This is a genomic window from Chromobacterium sp. FG22, assembly GCF_057809415.1.
This window is the reverse complement of the sequence record NZ_JBMDJX010000020.1, coordinates 78,927-94,946: the sequence shown is the minus strand read 5'-3', so window position 1 is coordinate 94,946 and position 16,020 is coordinate 78,927. Positions and strand designations below refer to the sequence as shown.

Sequence of the window (16,020 nt, the reverse complement as noted above, 5' to 3'; positions counted from 1 at the left end):
ACTCGCGACCTCAACCTTGGCAAGGTTGCGCTCTACCAACTGAGCTATTCCCGCATTCAAAATTGCTGCAATACTTCTGCTTTCTCTTCGCTGCTGCTGGAGCAGCGCTGAGAGATGCGAATTATAAGGATTTATCAGTCACTGTCAACACTTCAAACATCAATTTTTTTCCCGGAAAACTCCTTGGCGGCCATCCTCAGGTAATAAACCATTGACCACAAAGTCAAAATCACCGCCACCACCATGAAGGCATTGCCCAAAATTAATGTCGAAACCCCCGGCAGCAGCGGGCCGGCATACAGCAACAGCAGAATCGCCACCATTTGCGCCGCGGTTTTCAACTTGCCGATATAGGCCACCGCCACGCTTTTGCGGGTGCCCATCTCCGCCATCCATTCCCGCAGCGCGGAGATGGCGATCTCCCGACCGATGATGATCATCGCCATCCAGCCCTCGGTGCGCCCCATCTGCACCAGCAGGATCAAGGCCGCGGCGACGATCAGCTTGTCCGCCACCGGATCCAGGAAAGCGCCGAAGGCCGAGGTCTGACCCAACTTGCGCGCCAGATAGCCGTCCAGCCAATCGGTGATGGCCGCCAAGGCGAAGATGGCGGCGCCTACCTGGTTGCGGCTTTCCAGCAGCAGCACGGAATCCGGCAAAAAGAAGACCGCTACGCAGATGGGGATCAGGGCAACCCTGAGCCAGGTTAGGAATATCGGCAAATTGAAGGGCATCGGTGTCAGTAATCTTATTGTTTGCGGCTCGGTCAAAAACTGCGCGTCCGCCCCAAGCCACAACGGGACGCACGGCAATGGTTACAGTGTATAAACGATGGCGCGCCGGCAATCAATGCAGCGCGTTGTAAATCTTCTCCGCCAGGGTGCGGCTGATGCCGTCCACCTGGGCCAGGTCGTCCATGCTGGCGGCGGTCACGCCGCGCAGGCCGCCAAAGCGCATCAGCAGCTGTTGCCGGCGCTTGGCGCCCACGCCCGGAATCTCCTCCAGCGTGGACGCGGTGCGCGCCTTGGCGCGCCGCGCGCGGTGGCCGGTGATGGCGAAGCGGTGGGCTTCGTCCCGCACCGTCTGGATTAGATGCAGCGCCGGATGGTCCTGCCGCAGCTGCAGGCTCTTGTCCAGATAAGGCAGGATCAAGGTCTCCAGGCCCGGCTTGCGTTCCTCGCCCTTGGCGATGCCGACGATGGGCAGGTTCAGGCCGATTTCGGCGAACACTTCCAAAGCCACGCCCACCTGCCCCTTGCCGCCGTCGATGAACACCGCGTCCGGCAATTTGCCGTCGCCCGCCGCCAGCTTGCCGTAGCGACGTGACAACACTTCGCGCATCGCCGCGTAATCGTCGCCGGGCTTGGCGGTTTCGATATTGTAGCGCCGGTATTCGCCGGGCTGCATCGCGCCCTTGTCGTAGATCACACAGGACGCCACCGTGGCCTCCCCCATGGTGTGACTGATGTCGAAGCACTCGAAACGGCCGGCGCCCTCCAATTCCAGCACCTCGTTGAGCTGGGCCAGCCGCTGGTTTTGGGTGGCCTTGCTGCTAGCCCGCTGCATGATGGCCAGCGCGGCGTTCTTCTCCGCCATTTCCAGCCACACCCGTCGTTCGCCGATGGGATTGCTGGCGATGGCCAGCTTGCGCTCGGCCTGCCGCTCCAGATGCTGGCGCAGGGTCTCGGAAATCTCGCCGTTGATGATGATGGCCGGCGGCAAGGGCGCGCCCAGATAATGCTGGGCCAGGAAGGCTTCCAGGCTGTCCGCCAGTTCCCCCTCCTCCCCGCTGACCGGGAAAAAGCTCTTGTCTCCCAGATGCCGGCCGCCGCGTATCATCACCAGATTGACGCAAAGCATGCCCTCCTGCTGCACCGCGGCCACCACGTCGCAATCCTGCTGGCTGGAGTTGCTGGACACGAACTGCTTCTCCTGCACCCGCGCCAGCGCCTGGATCTGGTCGCGCAGTTCCGCCGCCTGTTCGAACTCCATCGCCTCGGCCGCCGTCATCATGCGCTGGGTCAGGCCGTCGATCAGCTCGCTCTGACGGCCTTGCAGGAAGGCCACCGCGCTGGCCACGTCGCGCGCGTAATCGTCCTTGGAGATATGGTCGACGCAGGGGCCGGAACAACGCTTGATCTGATACAGCAGACAGGGACGGGAACGATTGGCGAACACCGCGTCCTCGCAAGTGCGCAGCCGGAACACCTTTTGCAGGATCTGGATGCTCTCACGCACCGCGTAGCCGTTGGGATAGGGGCCGAAGTACTGGTGCGGCCGCTTGGGGTCGCCGCGGTAATAGGCCATTTGCGGGAAGGCGTGACCGCTCAGCATCAGATAGGGATAGGACTTGTCGTCGCGGAACAGGATGTTGTAACGCGGCGTCAGCGCCTTGATCAGATTGTTTTCCAGAATCAGCGCTTCCGCCTCGGAACGCGTGACCGTGGTCTCGATGCTGGCGATCTGGCGCACCATCAGCTGGATGCGCGGCGACTGGTCGTTTTTCTGAAAGTAGGAACTGACCCGCCGTTTCAGGTCTATCGCTTTGCCGACATAAAGCACGCTGCCCGACGCGTCGAGCATTCGATACACGCCGGGCAGATTGGGCAGGGAAGCCAGTACCGCCTTGTAGTCAAAAACCGGTTTCGTCACTTATTTTCCGCACCAGGTTTGCACATTGGCCTGCGCCTGGGTAATCAGCTCGTTGCGCTGGGCGTCGGTGGCCAGCGCATTGGAACCCGGCATGCGGATGCGGCTATTGGTCTGCACCGAGGCCAGCTGATTGCGCGCGTTCTGGCAATTCTGCTCGCGGATCTTGGCGTTGGCCTCCACGATCTTGGCGTTTTCCGCCGCGATCTTGGCGTTTTCCCCGCCGGCGTCCTTGCCCGACGCTTTCTTGCTTTCCTTGGCCGGAGCCGATGCCGGCGCCGGCGCGCGCGTATTCATGCGGCGGGCGTTGACGCTGGCCGGCGGCTGGTCCGAATACACGGTTTTTCCGGCCTCGTCCTTCCATACATAGACTTCCGCGCTGGCGGCGGAGGAGCCCAGCAAAGCCAGCAAAAAGGTCCATACTAAGGTTGACTTCATCATCGACTCCCTGACCCGAATGCGCTGCAGATACTCAAATTGTAAGGCCTGCGCGGCCTGCGAGCAAAAAGGTAACAGGGTTGCGGGCGGAAAGCCCCTTTTTTTGCAATAGCGACAATGCCTCGGTATAATGCCGCTTTGCCGCAAAGGAAACGCCAAGATGCGTATCATCGAGAAAGCCTATACTTTCGACGACGTTCTCCTCGTCCCGGCCCATTCTGAAGTTCTGCCGCGCGACGTAGTTCTCTCCACCAAGCTTACCCGCAACATCACCCTGAACCTGCCCCTGGTGTCCGCCGCCATGGACACGGTGACCGAAGCCCGTCTCGCCATCGCCATGGCTCAAGAAGGCGGCATCGGCATCGTGCACAAAAACATGGATCCCGCGAAACAGGCCAGCGAAGTGTCCAAGGTGAAACGCCATGAAAGCGGCGTGGTCAAGGATCCCATCACCATCGCCCCGGACATGCTGGTGCGCGATCTGGTGCTGCTGACCCGCCATCACAAGATTTCCGGCCTGCCGGTGATCGAAGACGGCAAAGTGGTCGGCATCGTCACCAACCGCGACCTGCGCTTCGAGACCCGTCTGGACCAGAGCGTCGGCTCCATCATGACCCCGCGCGAGCGCCTGATCACCGTCAAGGAAGGCGCCAGCATCGACGAAGCCCGCGAGCTGATGCACACCCACCGCCTGGAGCGCGTGCTGGTGATCAACGACGCTTGGGAGTTGAAGGGTCTGATCACCGTCAAAGACATCATCAAGACCAGCGAACACCCCAACGCCAATAAGGACAACCAGGGCCGTCTGCGCGTAGGCGCCGCGGTCGGCACCGGCGGCGACACCGAAGAGCGCGTGATCGCGCTGGTGAAGGCCGGCGTGGACGTGATCGTGGTCGACACCGCCCACGGCCACAGCCAGGGCGTGATCGAGCGCGTGCGCTGGGTCAAGAAGAATTTCCCGGAAGTGGACGTGATCGGCGGCAACATCGCCACCGCCGCCGCCGCGATGGCGCTGGTTGACGCCGGCGCCGACGGCGTCAAGGTCGGCATCGGCCCCGGCTCCATCTGCACCACCCGCATCGTAGCCGGCGTGGGCGTGCCGCAGCTGACCGCCATCCACAATGTGTCCGAAGCGCTGAAGGGCACCGGCGTACCGATGATCGCCGATGGCGGCATCCGCTTCTCCGGCGACATTTCCAAGGCGCTGGCCGCCGGCGGCAATTGCGTGATGCTGGGCGGCATGTTCGCCGGCACCGAGGAAGCCCCGGGCGAAGTCGAGCTGTTCCAGGGCCGTTCCTACAAGTCCTACCGCGGCATGGGCAGCCTGGGCGCGATGAGCCAGGGCTCGTCCGACCGCTACTTCCAGGACAACGAAGGCAATGTGGAAAAACTGGTGCCGGAAGGCATCGAAGGCCGCGTGCCGTACAAGGGCTCCATCGGCCAGGTGATCCACCAGTTGGTGGGCGGCCTGCGCTCCTCGATGGGCTACCTCGGTTGCGCCACCATCGCCGACATGCACGCCAAAGCGGAGTTCGTGGAAATCACTTCCGCCGGCATCCAGGAATCCCACGTCCACGACGTGCAGATCACCAAGGAAGCGCCGAACTACCACGTATCCCGTTAAGACCCGACGTCGTCAGGCATCCTTTACGGCAAAACCCGCGCCAAACGGCGCGGGTTTTTCATGGCTGAACCACCAGCGCGGTCAGGCCAGCGACAACATCAGCCGAGTGCGCAAGGCGGTGGGCGGATTGTCGTAAGGCGAATTCAAATACTCTTCCACGCACGGCACCTCGCCGAGCGCGCGCCCGCTGCCGGGCAGCCAGTGCCGGTACAGCCAGGACCAGGCCGTGGACAGTTCCGCGTACGGTCCCAGATGCGTCACGCAAGCGTACTCTCCGGCGGGGATCTCCCCCCATTCAAACCCATCCGGCAGCGTCCGGTCCTGCCAGGAGTCCGGCACCGTCACGCAGGCGATGGAGCGCAGCTTGGCTTCCTCCGTCTGTTCCGTATCATCCAGATACATCCCGAATGTGCGGCCTGGCGCGTCGCCGGCCGCGCAAGCCGGGCTGATGGCCTGTAAAGCGCCGAAGGCTTGGCCGATCTCCATATAACTGCCGATATGGCGGCGCATCAGCACCTTCAGCCCCTTATCCTGCTTGAGCAATGTCACTTCATGCATAACGGTCTCCCAGTCTTGCCTAGAAATGAACGCTCTGCGCTGGCGATAGCGGCCCGGACTCTCGCCGTAAGCCCTGGCGAAGGCCCGGACGAAGGCCGCGGTGCCGCCGTAGCCGGCGCGCGTCGCCACCCTAGACAAAGGCAGCGAGCCGCCGTCCAACTGCCCGGCCGCGCGATGCAGCAACAGCCGCTGCCGGGTCTCTCCCACCGTTTCGGCCATCAGGCCGCGATACACGCGGTGAAAGTGAAAGGGCGACAAGCAGGCCTCCTCCGCCAATCTTTCCAGCGGCACCGGCCCATCCAGATGGCGCCACAGATAGTCCAGCACCCGCAGCATCCGCCACAAATACGGCGAATCCGGGCCGCCGTTGCGATAGAGCGTTCTCATGAAGTGAGCTTATCCCGCATCGATTGATTCGTTTTGCTGAGTTGGCTGTTGCAGCAGCAACCATTGCATGCGCTGGCACAGCTCCACCACGTAGTCCCACACCACGCGGTAGCGCAGCGTGCGGCGGATGTCGCTGCGGCCGCTGATCCAGTAAGAGCGGATGATGCGCAGTTCCGGCAACAACTGGCGCAGCCGCGCGTCGTCGTAGGTCAGATAATACGGCAATACCGCGATGCCGCCGTCGGCCAGCGCCGCCTGCTGCTGGCCCACCACGCTGGTGCAGCGCAGAGGGATCAAGGGGTTGCGGCACAGGCCGCGATGGAACATCAGTTCGCGCGAGAACAGCAGATCGTCGACATAGCCGACGATGGGATGCCCGGCCAGGTCCTCGCGCTCGCGGATGGGCGCATGCGCGTCCAGATAGGCCGGCGTCGCGTACAGGCCCAGGCAGTAATCGGTCAGCTTGCGCGTCACCACCATATTGGCCTGCGGCCGCTCCAGCGCGATGGCGATGTCCACCTCGCGGTTGGTGATGCTGACAAAGCGCGGCACCGACACCAGATCGATCTCCAGCGCCGGGTAACGCTCCGTCAGCCGCGGCAGGTGCCGCGCCAGAAACAGCGAGCCCAAGCCCTCCGGCGCGCCCAGCCGCACCAGACCGGCCACCTCCACATGGCCCACCCGCGCCTCGTCCTGCATCCGCGACGCGGTGTTTTCCAATTGCTCGGCCAGGGGCAGTAACTGCCGGCCGGCCGCGGTCAGTTGATAACCGTCCGGCTGCTGCACGAACAGCGGCTGGCCCAGCTGCCGCTCCAACTGTTCGATATGCCGGGCCACCGTCGCATGCGTGGTGCGCAGCTGCCGGGCCGCCGCCAGCAGCTTGCCGCTGCGCTGCAAGGCCAGAAAATAACGGATGTCGTTCCAGTCGAACATCAAGCCCTCCCCGTGTTTATGGTGCGCTTGCACACAAATATGACAGGCTTCAATTGCGCGGCTGTTAGAAAACTAACAGCTGTTGTTCCACTCTGGCTATTCCCAGGCCGGCCCGGCTTGATCTTATATGGTGGCGATACAGACGTCATAGGAAAGCGCGGCATGCAGGCATTGGCGGACACATTCGACTACATCATCGTCGGCGCGGGCAGCGCCGGCTGCCTGCTGGCCAACCGCCTGTCGGCCAATCCGCGACACCGCGTGCTGTTGCTGGAAGCCGGCGGCGAGGACAACTATCCGTGGATACACATCCCGGTCGGCTATCTCTACTGCATCGGCAATCCGCGCACCGACTGGTGCCTGCGCACCGCGCCCGAGGCCGGCCTGGGCGGACGCAGCCTCAACTACCCGCGCGGCAAGGTGCTGGGCGGCTGCTCCTCGATCAACGGCATGATCTATATGCGCGGCCAGGCCGCGGACTACAACGGCTGGGCGGCCCAGGGCTGCCCCGGCTGGAGCTGGGACGAGGTGCTGCCGGACTTCCTGCGCATGGAAGACCACTTCGACAGCGCCCGCGCCCAGCACGGCCACGGCGGCGAATGGCGGGTGGAACGGCAGCGGCTGTCCTGGGCGATCCTGGACGCCTTCCGCGACGCCGCGGAGCAGAGCGGCATCGCCCCGGTGGACGATTTCAACGGCGGCGACAACGCCGGCTGCGGCTATTTCGAAGTCAATCAGCGCGGCGGCCTGCGCTGGAACACCGCCAAGGCTTTTTTGCGCCCGGTGCGCCAGCGCCCCAACCTCACCGTGCTGACCCATGCCGAGGCGGAAACCCTGCTGCTGGAGGACGGCCGCGCTGCCGGTATTGCATTCCTGCAACAGCGGCAACGCTGGCAGGCGCGCTGCCGCGGCGAAATCATCCTGGCCGCTGGCGCCGTCGGCTCCCCGCTTTTGTTGCAGCGCAGCGGCATCGGCCCGGTCGCGCTGCTGCAAGAGCACGGCGTCGCCGTGCGCCATGCGCTGCCGGGCGTCGGCGCCAATCTGCAAGACCATCTGCAACTGCGCATGGTATTCAAGGTCAGCGGCGCGCGCACGCTGAACCAGCTGGCCAATAGCTGGAGCGGCAAGCTGGCCATGGGCTGGGAATACCTGTGGCGGCGCAGCGGCCCGCTGGCGATGGCGCCCAGCCAGCTAGGCGCGTTTGCCGCATCCGGGCCGGAACAGACGCGCGCCAACCTGGAATACCATGTGCAGCCGCTGTCGCTGGAACGCTTCGGCGAGCCGCTGCACCCCTTCCCCGCCTTCACCGCCTCGGTGTGCGACCTGCGTCCGCTCAGCCGCGGCCGGGTCGCCATTGGCGGCGCCGGCCTGGACGCCGCGCCGCTGATTCAGCCCAACTACCTCAGCCACCCACGGGACCGCGCCGTCGCGGTGGCCGCGCTGCGGCTGACCCGGCGCATCGTCGCCGCGCCGGCGCTGGCGCGCTACCGTCCGGAAGAATACCTGCCCGGCCTCGCCGCCCAGAGCGATGCGGAGCTGGCCGCCGCCGCCGGCCGCATCGGCACCACCATCTTTCATCCGGTCGGCACCTGCAAAATGGGACAGGATACCGAGGCGGTGGTCGATGCCAGACTGCGCGTTCACGGACTATCCGGACTAAGAGTGGCGGACGCCTCCATCATGCCCGCCATCACCTCGGGCAATACCAACTCGCCCACGCTGATGATCGCGGAAAAAGCCGCCCGCATGATTTTGCAAGACCGCGCCGCGCCGGACTGAGCGCCGCGCGACATCGGAATCCACCCAAACAGAGGAAGCCCACTTCCCGCCCCACAACTTGTCGCAAAGCCACACCAAGAGGAGACAGCACCATGAGCAGCACCCTGACGCCCGCCGCCACGGCGGGACACACGATCAGCGGCTCCGAGCGCAAAGTGATCTTCGCCTCGTCGCTGGGCACCGTTTTCGAGTGGTACGATTTTTTCCTGTACGGCGCGTTGGCGGCGGTGATCAGCAAGCAGTTCTTCGCCGGCGTCAATGAAACCACCGCCTTCATCTTCGCCTTGATGACCTTCGCCGCCGGCTTCCTGGTACGCCCCTTCGGCGCGCTGCTGTTCGGCCGGCTGGGCGATATGATAGGCCGCAAATACACCTTCCTCGCCACCATCCTGATCATGGGCGTGTCCACCTTCCTGGTGGGCCTGCTGCCCGGCTACGCCAGCATAGGCATCGCCGCGCCCATCCTGCTGGTGGTGCTGCGCATGCTGCAGGGCCTGGCGATAGGCGGCGAATACGGCGGCGCGGCCATCTACGTGGCCGAACACGCGCCGGATCACAAGCGCGGCGCCTACACCAGCTGGATCCAGGTCACCGCCACCGCCGGCCTGCTGCTGTCGCTGCTGGTGATCCTGGCCTGCCGCAAACTCACCGGCCCGGCTTTCGACGACTGGGGCTGGCGCCTGCCCTTCCTGCTGTCGCTGGCGCTGCTGGCCATCTCCACCTGGATCCGGCTGTCCATGCACGAATCGCCGGCCTTTCTGAAAATGAAAGCCGAAGGCAAGCATTCCAAAGCGCCGCTGACCGAATCCTTCACCAACTGGAAGAACCTGCGCATCGTGCTCACCGCGCTGTTCGGCATCAACGGCGGCCAGGCGGTCACCTTCTATTGCGCGCAGTTCTACTCGCTGTTCTTCCTCACCCAGATCCTCAAGGTCGATTCGCAGATCGCCACCCAGCTGCTGGTGATGTCGCTGCTGATCGCCGCGCCGCTATTCCTGTACTTCGGCTATCTGTCCGACCGCATCGGCCGCAAGCCGGTGATGCTGACCGGCCTGCTGCTGGCGGCCTTGCTGACCTTTCCCGCCTTCAAATGGCTGACCGCCTATGCCAGCCCGGACATCGCCAACGCCGCGCGCCAGGCGCCGGTGGTGGTGGTGGTGGACCCGGCCAGCTGCCGCTTCCAGTTCGATCCGGTGGGCAAGGCCAAGCTCAGCAGCAGCTGCGACCAGGCCAAGGCCCTGCTGGCCAAGAACGGCGTGCCCTACCAGCGCCAGGCGGCGCCCGCCGGCGGCGAAACCCAGATCAAGGTGGGCGAACAAACGCTGACCGGCTTCGACAAGGCAGCGCTGCTGGCCGCGCTGAAGCAGGCCGGCTATCCGGACAAGGCCGACCCGGACAAGATCAACTACCCGATGGTGGTGGCGGTGCTGGTGCTGCTCAGCCTGATCGCCGCCATGGTCTACGGCCCGCTGGCCGCCACCATGGTGGAATTGTTCCCCACTCGCATCCGCTACACCTCGATGTCGCTGCCCTACCACATCGGCAACGGCTGGATAGGCGGCCTGTTCCCCACCGTGGCCTTCTCGCTGGTGGTCTACACCGGCGACATCCTCTACGGTCTGTGGTATCCGGTCATCGTCTACAGCGTCAGCTTCATCGTCTGCCTGTTGGGCTTGAAGGAGACTCATAAGGCCGACATCCATCAATAAGACTCGCTAACAAAACCCCTGACCCTGCGTTGCGCCTCCTTGTCGTACTATTTGTACTGCCTGTGTCGGCGCGCCTTGGCTCAGGTACGCTGCGCGGTTTTGTTAGCGACTCTAAGCGCCCTTCCCATCCGCACGGCGAACCTCCCGGTTCGCCGTGTTTCTGGGTAGACTGGGGCTTTCATCCCACCGCTCGCGCCGCCATGCCGATTCAACGCCTCAGCCAGTCCGAAACCCTGACCCTCAACCGCCACCGCCATCATCTGCGTCGCTGGGGCCCGCGCGACGCGCCGCTCTTGGTGCTGCTGCACGGCTGGATGGACAGTTCGGCCACCTTCCAATTCCTGGTGGATGCGCTGCCGGACGGCTGGCAAGTGGCGGCGCCGGACTGGCGCGGCTTTGGCGACAGCGACTGGAACGACGGCAGCTACTACTTCCCCGACTACCTGGCCGATCTCGACGCGCTGCTGGACGCGCTGTCGCCGCAACAGCCGGTCAAGCTGCTGGGCCACAGCATGGGCGCTATGATTGCCGGCATCTACGCCGGCATCCGCCCCGAACGCATAGAAAAGCTGGTGCTGGCCGAAGGCTTCGGCCTGGCCGCCACCAAGCCGGCGGAAGCGCCGGGCCGCTATGCGCGCTGGCTGCGCGAAACCCGCGCCGCGCCGGAGTTCGGCGATTTACAGTCGCTGGACGCCGTGGCCGCCAAACTATTGGAACGCAACCCCAGGCTGACGCCGGAGCGCGCCCAATGGCTGGCGCGCGAACTGACCCGCCAGCGCGACAACGGCCTCTACTACCGCGCCGATCCGCGCCACAAAATGGTCAACCCGGTGCTGTACCGACTGGAAGAAGCGATGGCTTGCTGGCAGCGCATCAGCGCGCCGGTGCTGTGGGCGCTGGGCGGCGACACCGACGACCACCCGCTGGCCAAGAGCGTGGCCGCCAGCATGACGCAGCGGCGCGCCTGTTTCGCCCAACTCCAGGAAACCGTGATTGCCGACGCCGGCCACATGCTGCAATGGGAGCAGCCGGAAGCGCTGGCCGTGGCGGTCCACGCGTTTTTCAGCCAATCCTAATGAAAAAAGCGCGGCCAAGCCGCGCTTTTCATCTGCCTTCCACAAACTCAAACGCCTAGATAACGCCGCTCCAGGTGCGCCTTGAAATGCGCCGGGTTCAGCGTTTCGCCGGTGGCGCGCCGCACCAGTTCGTCCGTGCTCCAGCGGCTGCCCTGGCTCCAGATATGGGTGTTCAGCCAATTGAAGATGGGCTCCAGGTTGCCGGCCGCCACCTGCGCGTCCAGCTCCGGCTCGGCGCGGCGCAGGCTGGCGAAATACTGCGCCGCGTACATCGCGCCCAGCGTGTAGCTGGGGAAATAGCCGAAGCCGCCGTCGGTCCAGTGGATGTCCTGCATGCAGCCGTTGGTGTAATTACCGCGGGTGTCCACGCCCAGATAGGCCATCATCTTCTCGTCCCACAGCGCCGGGATGTCCTCGGCCTCGATCTCGCCGTCCATCAGCGCGCGCTCGATTTCGAAACGCAGGATCACATGCGCCGGATAGCACAACTCGTCGGCGTCCACGCGGATGTAACCCGGCTGCACCCGGCTATACAGGCCTTGCAGATTTTCCAGTGTAAACGCCGGCTGCTCGCCGAAATGGCTGCGGATCAGCGGCGCGATCAACTGCAGGAAGGCCGGGCTGCGGCCCAGCTGCATCTCGAAGGACAGACTCTGGCTCTCATGAATACCCATGGAACGCGCGCGGCCCAGCGGCTGCTCCAGCCAGTCCTTGGGCAGGTTCTGCTCGTAACGGGCGTGGCCGGTTTCGTGAACAATGCCCATCAGGCTCTGGACGAAGTCATCGTCGCGGTAGCGGGTGGTGATGCGCACGTCTTCCGGCACCCCGCCGCAGAAGGGGTGGCTGCTGACATCCAGCCGGCCGCCGTCGAAGTCGAAGCGCAGCAGCTTCATCGCCTCCACGCCCAAGGCGCGCTGCTGCGCCACCGCGAACGGCCCCACCGGCTCGATCACCGTTTCCGACGCCTGCTTGGCGCGCGCGCGTTCGATCAGGCCCGGCAGCCAGGACTTCACCTCGGTGAAAATGCGCTCGATCTCCGCGCTCTTCATCCCCGGCTCGTACTTGTCCATCAGCGCGTCGTAACGGCTGCCGCCGCTGGCCTCGGCCAGCAAGCGGCCCTCCTCGCGCGACAGTTTGACCACCTCGCGCAGGTTTTCCAGAAAGCCCTTCCAGTCATTGGCCGGGCGCTGGCTGCGCCAGGCGTGCTCGCAGCGCGCGCCGGCCAGGGTCTTGGCTTCCACCAGCTCCGCCGGCAGCAGATTGGCCTGCGCCCATTCGCGGCGCATCTCGCGCAGATTGGCGCGTTGCAGCTCGTCCAGGTTTTCCTGCTCCGCCGCGTCCAGCTGCTCCTTCAGCTGCGGCGCGGTGATGATGCCGTGGGTCAGCACCCCCAGCTCCGCCAGCGCGGCGGCGCGGGCGTCGTTGCCCTTGCTCGGCATCATCGCCGCCTGGTCCCAGCCGGCGATGGCGCCGAGGTGGCTAAAGCGGTGCAGGCGGGCGAAAGTGTGGGTTAAAGCCTGGTAGGCGGATGTGTGCGTCATCTTGTCTCCTCTCTATAAAGAACCGATTTACGATCTGCTGCGCGTCGGCGATACGGCGTTGAGAACCGCTGCAGAATGCTCATCTAGCGCTACTCCTTCCGCTTTCTCAGCCGCAACGCCTGGTCTCGCCCCAGCTCGCGAGATCGTAAACACGCTCCACTTGTCAAAGCATGATGCCATCAGACTATTTGATCTGACAACTTCCGCCCCAAAATCCGCCAAAGCCGCGTATTGACAAGGATTTTGATTTTGTACATTATCAATACTCCATGACTAGCATGAGGTAAAATCATGCCATCCATCGCCGCCCAACTCTTTCTCGCCTACCAGGACCGCGACTGGGAACGCGCGCGCCGCCTGCTGCGCGACGACGCCGTGATGCTGTGGCACTGCAGCGGCGAGTGCTTCCGCGGCGCGGACGCCATCGTCCACGTCAACCGCGTTTATCCGGAGGGCTGGAGCATACGCCTGCTGCAGGACAATCTGCTGACCGACGGCCGCTGGCACGTGGTGGCGCAGGTGGACCACGGCGAGGCGCGCTTCTTCGCCAATTCCCTGTTCACGCTGGAACACGGGCTGATCAGCCAGATCGAGGAATACTGGGCCAGCGCCGAAGCGCCGCCGGCCTGGCGCGCGGGCTTGCCGGGCCGGGCCAGGCTGGAAGCCGCGCAGCCGGCTTGAGGCTGCGGGAACGGAAGCGTCGGGGGATGAAATAGCGGGCCCGTCGGTCCGCCTCAAGCCGCCGGCTGGCCGGCATTGCGCGCCTGGGCTTGCGGGAATTGGTGCCAGTAATAGAAGTACTCGCGCACCAGCAACAGAAAGGTGTTTTTCAGCTCCGCCTCGCGCAAATGCAATAACACCGCGTCCACCATCATGCGGAAGCTGTCGCCCTGGATGGGCTGGCCGTCCAATAGATAGAGCAGGGATTTGAGCAGGCGCTCGCGCAGATGGATGTCCGGCTCGGACATGCCGTCCTCGAACAGCTTGCCCAAGTACAAGCCCAGCGACGGCGGGAAGCGGGAGAAGCCGTCGCGCTCCATCCGCGTCAGCAGCCCTTCCCAATCCGTCTCCAGCCACACCCGCACATTGCGCACCGAAAAACCGCTGCGCGCGGTGATCTCCACCACTTTCTTGGTATCGCCCAGCCAGAAGTAATAGAACTCGCGGGTACAGGTCAGCGCCAGCACCTGCTCGTCCGGCGAGCAGGCCTGCAGCAGGCGTTCGCAAGGACCGCGGAAGCCTTCCGCGTTGCGCTCGACGCCGTCCAGCCAGGGCAGCAGCAGTTCCAGAATGCGACGCCTCTCGTCGATCACCTGAGCCGGCGCGCCCTGACGCGCCAACAATCGCATATAAGCTTCCAGCGCCGCCTTCAAATCGCTCATGCCCTTTCCCCAGCCCTCCCGGATGCCGCGACTGCCCCGAATGCGAAAGCGAGCCGTTCTTGGCGGCCCGTCCTGAGCGTGCGTTCGCGCCCGCCGTCACGCGTCATGCGCACAGCGGGCGAACTGCTCTTATTTTCGGACAGAAATGTTGCAGACTCCAGACGGGATTCGCGGCGACGCGGTCATTTTCCCAAGCGCGGAGGCCATCCTCGCCTTGTCTCGCCCTAGTTCGCGGGACCTTGAGCAGCCGCCAAGACCGGCGTCAGGCTCAGGCGCAAATCCGCGCCCACCATGCGCGCGTCGCGTATGCTCAACCGCTGCTTGTCGGCCAGGTCTTCCAGCGGCGGCCAGGCGAACAGACCGCGCGCGGCGTCGCCGGCCAGCGACGGCGCCAGGTAGAGCACGATCTCGTCCACCAGCCCGGCGCGCAACAGCGCGCCGTTGAGGCCGGCGCCCGCTTCCACCATCAGCATATTGACGCCGCGTTGCGCCAAGGCCGCCAGCAAAGCCGGCAGATCGGCATGGCCGTCGGCCAGCCGCGGCAGGGTCAGCAGCTCCGCGCCGGCGCGGTAGGGCTCCAAACGCGCAGCCTCGTGATCGCAGGTGGCCAGCAAGGTGGCGCCGTCCTGATAGATGCGCTGTTCCGGCCGCGTGCGCAGATCGCTGTCCAGCACCACCCGCAGCGGCTGGCGCTCGCAGGGGACTTCCCGCACCGTCAGTTGCGGATCGTCGGCCAGCACGGTGCCGCTGCCGGTGAGCACCGCGCAGTGTTCCGCGCGCAGACGATGCACATCGCGCCGCGCCTCCGGGCCGGTGATCCATTGGCTGCGGCCGTTGAGCAAGGCGGTCTTGCCGTCCAGCGTGGCGGCGGCCTTGAGCGTGACCCAGGGGCGGCCGCGCTCGACGCGCGACAGAAAACCGCGATGCACTTGCCGCGCCTCGGCTTCCATCAGCCCGGCGTCGGCGGCGATGCCGGCGGCGCGCAGCATGGCCAGGCCGCGGCCGGCCACTTCATGGTAGGGGTCCACCATCGCCGCGGCCACCCGGGCCACGCCCTCGTCGATCAGACGCCGCGCGCACGGCGGGGTGCGGCCGTGGTGGCTGCACGGCTCCAGTGTGACGTAGGCGGTGGCGCCGCGAGGGGACAGGCCTCGCGCCAGACAGTCCTTGATCGCCTGGATTTCCGCGTGATCGCCGCCCACTTCCAGGGTGGCGCCCTCGCCGATCACCGCACCGTCGCGCACCAGCACGCAGCCCACGCCCGGATTGGGCGCGGCGCGGCGGGTGGCCGCGGCGGCCAGCCGCAACGCGCGCTGCATGTGACGATGGTCATCGGCGGAATAATTCATGATTCATTGCTTCCATTCTTGAGCCAGCAGGCTGTACTGCCTAGCGTCGCAATAGCGGCCCTGCAACAACAAGTACTCGCGCAGCACGCCTTCGTAGCGGAAGCCCAGCCGCTCCGCCACCGCGCAACTGCGATGATTGTCCGCCGCCGCGTCTATCGCCACCCGGTGCAGGCCCAAGGGGCCGAAGGCTTCGGCCAGCAACAGGCGCAGCGCCGCCTGCATCACGCCCTGCCCCACCTGGCGGCGGTCCAGCCAATAGCCGACGAAGGCGTGGCGGTTCAAATCGTCGATGGCGTGCAGATCGCAAACGCCGGCCAGCGCGCCGTCGCGCAATACCAGCCAAGTATAGGCCTTGCCGATCTGGCGGCCGACGGCAGCGGATTCCAGAAAAGCGCGGGAGTCCGCCTCGGAGCGGGTCAGCGGCTCCCACGGCATCCACGGCCGCAGCGCGTCGCGGTTGGCGTTGATCAGCGCGAACAGCGCCGGCGCGTCGGACAGCTCCGGCGCGCGCAGCGAAACATTGGAAGGCAGGGGTTCTACCATGGAGGGCACCCGCGATGACGGAAGAATAGAGCAGTCTACTCCAGCCGCCCGC

At 65.1% G+C, this 16,020-nt stretch carries 14 protein-coding genes; 5 read left to right on the top strand and 9 right to left on the bottom strand.

Annotation, left to right across the window (positions count from 1 at the left end):
- Positions 1 to 152 precede the first annotated feature (152 nt).
- The 3 genes from pgsA to ACODSD_RS18180 all read right to left on the bottom strand — a co-directional run bounded on the left by pgsA (position 153) and on the right by ACODSD_RS18180 (position 3,087).
- Complete coding sequence (gene pgsA / locus ACODSD_RS18190; RefSeq protein WP_107798479.1) at positions 153 to 734, bottom strand: CDP-diacylglycerol--glycerol-3-phosphate 3-phosphatidyltransferase; 582 nt, start codon at positions 732 to 734, stop codon at positions 153 to 155.
- Positions 735 to 846: 112 nt separating this feature from the next.
- Positions 847 to 2,652 (bottom strand): excinuclease ABC subunit UvrC, encoded by a 1,806-nt coding sequence (gene uvrC / locus ACODSD_RS18185; RefSeq protein ID WP_107798478.1) that lies wholly within the window; start codon positions 2,650 to 2,652, stop codon positions 847 to 849.
- Positions 2,653 to 3,087 carry a DUF4124 domain-containing protein gene (locus ACODSD_RS18180; protein ID WP_158274239.1) on the bottom strand — a complete coding sequence of 145 codons (435 nt, stop codon included), beginning with the start codon at positions 3,085 to 3,087 and terminating at the stop codon, positions 2,653 to 2,655. It abuts the gene before it with no gap.
- A gap of 160 nt (positions 3,088 to 3,247) precedes the next feature.
- Here ACODSD_RS18180 and guaB point away from each other — a divergent pair, with 160 nt between their 5' ends.
- Positions 3,248 to 4,711, top strand: coding sequence for an IMP dehydrogenase (guaB, locus tag ACODSD_RS18175; RefSeq protein WP_107798476.1), 1,464 nt, complete (start codon positions 3,248 to 3,250; stop codon positions 4,709 to 4,711).
- 81 nt (positions 4,712 to 4,792) lie between these two features.
- On the opposite strand, the gene ACODSD_RS18170 is transcribed toward guaB, so the two are convergent.
- Positions 4,793 to 5,656: an AraC family transcriptional regulator gene (locus tag ACODSD_RS18170; protein WP_486635699.1), complete on the bottom strand. Its 864-nt coding sequence runs from the start codon at positions 5,654 to 5,656 to the stop codon at positions 4,793 to 4,795.
- Positions 5,657 to 5,665: 9 nt separating this feature from the next.
- Positions 5,666 to 6,589: a LysR family transcriptional regulator gene (locus ACODSD_RS18165; RefSeq protein WP_107798474.1), complete on the bottom strand. Its 924-nt coding sequence runs from the start codon at positions 6,587 to 6,589 to the stop codon at positions 5,666 to 5,668.
- A gap of 162 nt (positions 6,590 to 6,751) precedes the next feature.
- Between ACODSD_RS18165 and ACODSD_RS18160 the strand changes: the two genes are divergently transcribed.
- The 3 genes from ACODSD_RS18160 (at position 6,752) to ACODSD_RS18150 (ending at position 11,153) form a co-directional block, all read left to right on the top strand.
- On the top strand, positions 6,752 to 8,368 hold the full coding sequence (locus tag ACODSD_RS18160; RefSeq protein WP_488877977.1) for a GMC family oxidoreductase: 1,617 nt from the start codon (positions 6,752 to 6,754) through the stop codon (positions 8,366 to 8,368).
- A gap of 92 nt (positions 8,369 to 8,460) precedes the next feature.
- Positions 8,461 to 10,077: an MFS transporter gene (locus tag ACODSD_RS18155; protein WP_488877976.1), complete on the top strand. Its 1,617-nt coding sequence runs from the start codon at positions 8,461 to 8,463 to the stop codon at positions 10,075 to 10,077.
- 200 nt (positions 10,078 to 10,277) lie between these two features.
- Positions 10,278 to 11,153, top strand: a complete 876-nt coding sequence (locus tag ACODSD_RS18150) for an alpha/beta fold hydrolase (RefSeq protein WP_488877975.1) — start codon at positions 10,278 to 10,280, stop codon at positions 11,151 to 11,153.
- Between the two features lie 47 nt (positions 11,154 to 11,200).
- Here ACODSD_RS18150 and ACODSD_RS18145 read toward each other — a convergent pair whose 3' ends face one another.
- Positions 11,201 to 12,694, bottom strand: a complete 1,494-nt coding sequence (locus ACODSD_RS18145; RefSeq protein WP_488877974.1) for a carboxypeptidase M32 — start codon at positions 12,692 to 12,694, stop codon at positions 11,201 to 11,203.
- A 291-nt stretch (positions 12,695 to 12,985) separates the two neighbouring features.
- Between ACODSD_RS18145 and ACODSD_RS18140 the strand changes: the two genes are divergently transcribed.
- Positions 12,986 to 13,375 carry a nuclear transport factor 2 family protein gene (locus tag ACODSD_RS18140; RefSeq protein ID WP_231464660.1) on the top strand — a complete coding sequence of 130 codons (390 nt, stop codon included), beginning with the start codon at positions 12,986 to 12,988 and terminating at the stop codon, positions 13,373 to 13,375.
- Between the two features lie 53 nt (positions 13,376 to 13,428).
- Here the strand turns inward: ACODSD_RS18140 and ACODSD_RS18135 are convergent, their stop codons facing one another.
- From ACODSD_RS18135 to ACODSD_RS18125, 3 genes are all read right to left on the bottom strand, one after another.
- Positions 13,429 to 14,076, bottom strand: a complete 648-nt coding sequence (locus ACODSD_RS18135) for a hypothetical protein (protein ID WP_107798468.1) — start codon at positions 14,074 to 14,076, stop codon at positions 13,429 to 13,431.
- Between the two features lie 224 nt (positions 14,077 to 14,300).
- Positions 14,301 to 15,425 (bottom strand): bifunctional diaminohydroxyphosphoribosylaminopyrimidine deaminase/5-amino-6-(5-phosphoribosylamino)uracil reductase RibD, encoded by a 1,125-nt coding sequence (gene ribD / locus ACODSD_RS18130; RefSeq protein WP_488877973.1) that lies wholly within the window; start codon positions 15,423 to 15,425, stop codon positions 14,301 to 14,303.
- A gap of 3 nt (positions 15,426 to 15,428) precedes the next feature.
- Entirely contained in the window at positions 15,429 to 15,968 is a 540-nt protein-coding gene (locus ACODSD_RS18125) for a GNAT family N-acetyltransferase (RefSeq protein WP_146176579.1), read from the bottom strand.
- Positions 15,969 to 16,020: the final 52 nt, after the last annotated feature.

Coding starts and splice junctions, on each gene's coding strand:
- pgsA (WP_107798479.1), bottom strand. CDS start 734: ATGCCCTTCAATTTGCCGATATTCCTAACCTGGCTCAGGGTTGCCCTG.
- ACODSD_RS18180 (WP_158274239.1), bottom strand. CDS start 3,087: ATGAAGTCAACCTTAGTATGGACCTTTTTGCTGGCTTTGCTGGGCTCC.
- guaB (WP_107798476.1), top strand. CDS start 3,248: ATGCGTATCATCGAGAAAGCCTATACTTTCGACGACGTTCTCCTCGTC.
- ACODSD_RS18170 (WP_486635699.1), bottom strand. CDS start 5,656: ATGAGAACGCTCTATCGCAACGGCGGCCCGGATTCGCCGTATTTGTGG.
- ACODSD_RS18165 (WP_107798474.1), bottom strand. CDS start 6,589: ATGTTCGACTGGAACGACATCCGTTATTTTCTGGCCTTGCAGCGCAGC.
- ACODSD_RS18160 (WP_488877977.1), top strand. CDS start 6,752: ATGCAGGCATTGGCGGACACATTCGACTACATCATCGTCGGCGCGGGC.
- ACODSD_RS18155 (WP_488877976.1), top strand. CDS start 8,461: ATGAGCAGCACCCTGACGCCCGCCGCCACGGCGGGACACACGATCAGC.
- ACODSD_RS18150 (WP_488877975.1), top strand. CDS start 10,278: ATGCCGATTCAACGCCTCAGCCAGTCCGAAACCCTGACCCTCAACCGC.
- ACODSD_RS18145 (WP_488877974.1), bottom strand. CDS start 12,694: ATGACGCACACATCCGCCTACCAGGCTTTAACCCACACTTTCGCCCGC.
- ACODSD_RS18140 (WP_231464660.1), top strand. CDS start 12,986: ATGCCATCCATCGCCGCCCAACTCTTTCTCGCCTACCAGGACCGCGAC.
- ACODSD_RS18135 (WP_107798468.1), bottom strand. CDS start 14,076: ATGAGCGATTTGAAGGCGGCGCTGGAAGCTTATATGCGATTGTTGGCG.
- ribD (WP_488877973.1), bottom strand. CDS start 15,425: ATGAATTATTCCGCCGATGACCATCGTCACATGCAGCGCGCGTTGCGG.
- ACODSD_RS18125 (WP_146176579.1), bottom strand. CDS start 15,968: ATGGTAGAACCCCTGCCTTCCAATGTTTCGCTGCGCGCGCCGGAGCTG.